At 71.7% G+C, this 3,841-nt stretch carries 1 protein-coding gene; it reads left to right on the top strand.

Annotation, left to right across the window (positions count from 1 at the left end):
- Positions 1–152 precede the first annotated feature (152 nt).
- A partial coding sequence (locus tag HA630_RS04240; RefSeq protein WP_166832612.1) for a PAS domain S-box protein occupies positions 153–3,841 on the top strand: 3,689 nt, incomplete at its 3' end.

The raw sequence follows: 3,841 nt of genomic DNA, 5'->3' as shown, positions 1-3,841 counted from the left end.
ACCGGCGACGCCACCGCCCCGGCCTGGGCCACGGAACACGCCACGGCCCTGGCCGCGGCCCTGGGGCCGCGCCACGCCGCGCTGCGCCAGGCACTGGAACACTTCGACTTCGAGCAGGCCCTGCAGCTTCTGGGTGGAACCGGGGCCGAACCATGACGCGCCCCCACCGCCCCCGGCCCCTGTTGCACGCCCTGCTGGCACTGGCGGCGGTGCTGTGGTGCGCCCTGGCCGCGGCCCAGCCGGCGCCGCTGCGCGTCGTCACCGACGACAACTACCCCCCCTACCTGTACAAAACCGCCGACGGCACCCCCACCGGTTACCTGGTGGACCTGTGGGCGCTGTGGTCGGCCAAAACCGGGGAACCGGTGGAACTGACCGGCCTGCAGTGGAGCGAGGCGCAGGCCCGGCTGCAACGCGGCGACGCCGACGTGATCGACATGATCTTTCGCACGCCGGCGCGCGAAGGCCTGTACGAGTTTTCGGCGCCCTACGCCACCCTGCCGGTGGCCATCTTCCGCCACACCTCGGTCACCGGGCTGGGCCATGTGCAGGCGCTGCGCGGTTTCCAGGTGGGGGTGCAGGCCGGCGACGCCTGCATCGACACCCTGCGCCAGCAGGGCATCACCTCGCTGGTCGAGTTCCCCAACTACGCCGCCCTGATCGACGCGGCGCTGCGCCAGGACATCAAGCTGTTCTGCCTGGACGAGTACCCGGCGCACTTTTACCTGTACCAACGCGGCGCCCACCGCGACTTCGTCAAGGCGCTGGAGCTGTACCGGGGCGAATTCCACCGCGCGGTGCGCACCGGCCAGGGCGACCTGCTGGCCCGCGTCGAGGCCGGCATGGCCCGCATCACCCCCGAGGAACGCGCCGCCCTGCAGGCCAAATGGATCGCCCCGCCCGGTGCCGACTGGCGCGACTGGCTGCGCCCGGCCGCCTGGGTGCTGGGGCCACTGGCCGGCCTGGCGCTGGCGCTGCTGGTCTGGGCGCAGATGCTGCGCCGCATGGTGCAGCGGCGCACCCGCGAGCTGGAGACCGAACGGCTGGCTGTGGTCAGCGTCATCAACGCCATCCCCGACCTGGTCTGGCTCAAGGACCCGCAGGGGCGCTACCTGTCGTGCAACCGGCGTTTCGAGCAGCTCTACGGTGTGCCCGAACGGGCGCTGGTCGGCAAGACCGACTTCGACTTCGTGGACGCCGAACAGGCCCGCTTCTTCCGCGAAAACGACCGGCTGGCCCTGGAGGCCGGCCAGCCGCGCGTCAACGAGGAAACCCTCACCTTCGCCAGCGACGGCCACCGGGAACGGGTGCAGACCGTCAAGACGCCCATCCGCAACGAACAGGGGCAACTGCTGGGCGTGCTCGGGGTGGCGCGCAACATTACCGAGCTGCTCGACACCCGCGACGCGCTGCGCCACAGCCTGGAGCAGCTGCGCGGGGCCGAACGCATCGCCCGCCTGGGCCACTGGGAGCTGGACCTGGCCACGCAGCAGGTGCGCTGGAGCCCGCAGGTGTACCGCATCCACGAACTGCCGCCCTCGTCCGACCCGCTGCCGCTGGACGCGGCGCTGGCCCTGGTGCACCCGGACGACGTGGCCGGGGTGCGCGAACGGCTGCGCGCCTGCCAGCATGGCGAACCTTATGAGACCGAATCGCGCCTGCTGATGCCGGATGGGCGCATCAAGCACCTGCACCTGCGCGGCGAGCTGGACTGCGACGACCAAGGCCAGCCGGTGCGTGTGCGCGGCACCCTGCAGGACGTGACCGAACAGGTGCAGGCACGCCAGGAACTGGCCGACCGGCACGAGATTTTTGCCGCCATCGTCAACCAGGCGCTGGACTCGGTGGCGCTGATCGACCCGCGCGACGGGCGCTTCGTGGAATTCAACCCCGCCGCCCACCAGAACCTGGGCTACAGCGCCGAGGAATTTGCCCGCTTCACCCTGGGCGACATCAAGGTGCAGACCGACGCCGCCTCCCTGGAAGCCTACCTGCAGCGGCTGATGCAGGGGCCGCACAGCGGCTTCGAGTCGCGCCACCGCCACCGCGACGGCAGCGTGCGCGACATCCAGGCCAGCGTGCGGCCGGTGACGGTGCACGGCAAGCCCTACCTGGCCGCCATCTGGCGCGACGTGACCGAGCTCAAGGCCCAGACCGCCGAGCTGGAAACCTACCGCCAGCGGCTGGAGCACCTGGTGCAGGAACGCACCGCCGAACTGCAGGCCACCACCGCCGACCTGCACGCCGTGACCACCGAACGCGCCACCCTGTTCGACGCCGCGCCGGTGGGCATCGCCCTGATGCGCGAACGCCGCTTCCTGCGCTGTAACCGCTGGATGGAGCGGCTGCTGGGCTACGGCCCGGGCGAACTCGACGGCCAGCCGACCCGGCTGATGTACGCCGACGAGGCGGCCTATGCGCTGGGCGGCGAGCCGGTGCAGGCGGTGGTCCGGCGCGGGCAGACGCACGTGCGCACCCAGCAGCTGCGGCGCAAGGACGGCACCCTGTTCTGGGCCCGCCTGACCGGCCAGCTGCTGGACCGGCAGCAGCCCGAGCGCGGCATGCTGGGCATCATCGAAAACATCGAGGCCGAACACGCCGCCGCCGAGGCACTGCGCGAAGGCAAGGCCATGGCCGAGGCGGCGGCCCGCACCAAGTCCGACTTCCTGGCCAACATGAGCCACGAAATCCGCACCCCCATGAACGCCATCCTGGGCATGACCCACCTGGCGCTGCGCACCGAACTCCACCCGACCCAGCACGAGTACCTGACCCACATCCAGAGCGCGGGGCGGCACCTGTTGGGCATCATCAACGACATCCTCGACTTCTCCAAGATCGAGGCCGGCAAGCTGACGCTGGAGCACACCCCTTTCCCGCTGGACCAGGTGTTGAACCAGCTGGGCCGCACCCTGGCCGACAAGGCCGAGGCCAAGGGGCTGGAACTGGTCATCGACGTAGCCCCCGACGTGCCCGACACCCTGGTGGGCGACCCGCTGCGGCTGGGGCAGGCGCTGCTCAACTACGGCAACAACGCCATCAAGTTCACCGAACACGGCGAGATCGCCCTGCAGGTGACCGCCCTGGCCCACGAGGCCGACCGGGTGCTGCTGCGCTTTGGCGTGCGCGACACCGGCATCGGCCTGAGCGCGGAACAGCGCAGCCACCTGTTCGAGCCCTTCCGCCAGGCCGACTCGTCCACCACCCGGCAGTACGGCGGCACCGGGCTGGGCCTGTCCATCACCCGGCAGTTGGCCGAACTGATGGGCGGCGAGGTGGGCGTGGACAGCGAACCCGGGCAGGGCAGCCACTTCTGGTTCACCGCCTGGCTGCAGGCCAGCCCGGCCAGCCGGCAGCGGGGCTGGGCCAACGACACCCCGCCGCCCCGGGTGCTGGTGGTGGACGACCACGCCCTGGCGCGCCAGACCCTGGTGGCCCACCTGGAACGCCTGGGCTTTGCCGCCAGCGCCGTGGGCGACGGCACCCAGGCGCTGGACGCGGTGGAAGCCGCCGACCGCGCCGGTCAGCCCTACGCCGCCGTGTGCCTGGACCTGGGCATGCCCGGCCTGGACGGCGTGCAGACCGCCCAGGCGCTGCGGCAGCGCCCACTGCGCCAGCCGCCGCAGCTGTTGCTGCTGAGCGGCCTGGGCCACGAAGCCGACGAATCCCGCGCCCGGGCCGCAGGCATGGCCGGGGTGCTGCGCAAGCCCGTGACCGCGTCCGACCTGTTCGACCGCCTGGTCACCCTGCTGCACCCCGACACCCCGAACACCCCTGCGCGCCACCCGGCCGAACCGGCCTCGGCCACCGAAGCGGCGCTGGCCCAGCTGCGCGGCGCCCA

The organism is Aquabacterium sp. A08, assembly GCF_011742065.1.
The sequence above is the reverse complement of the archived record's forward strand: the minus strand, read 5'-3'. Positions and strand labels throughout refer to the sequence as shown.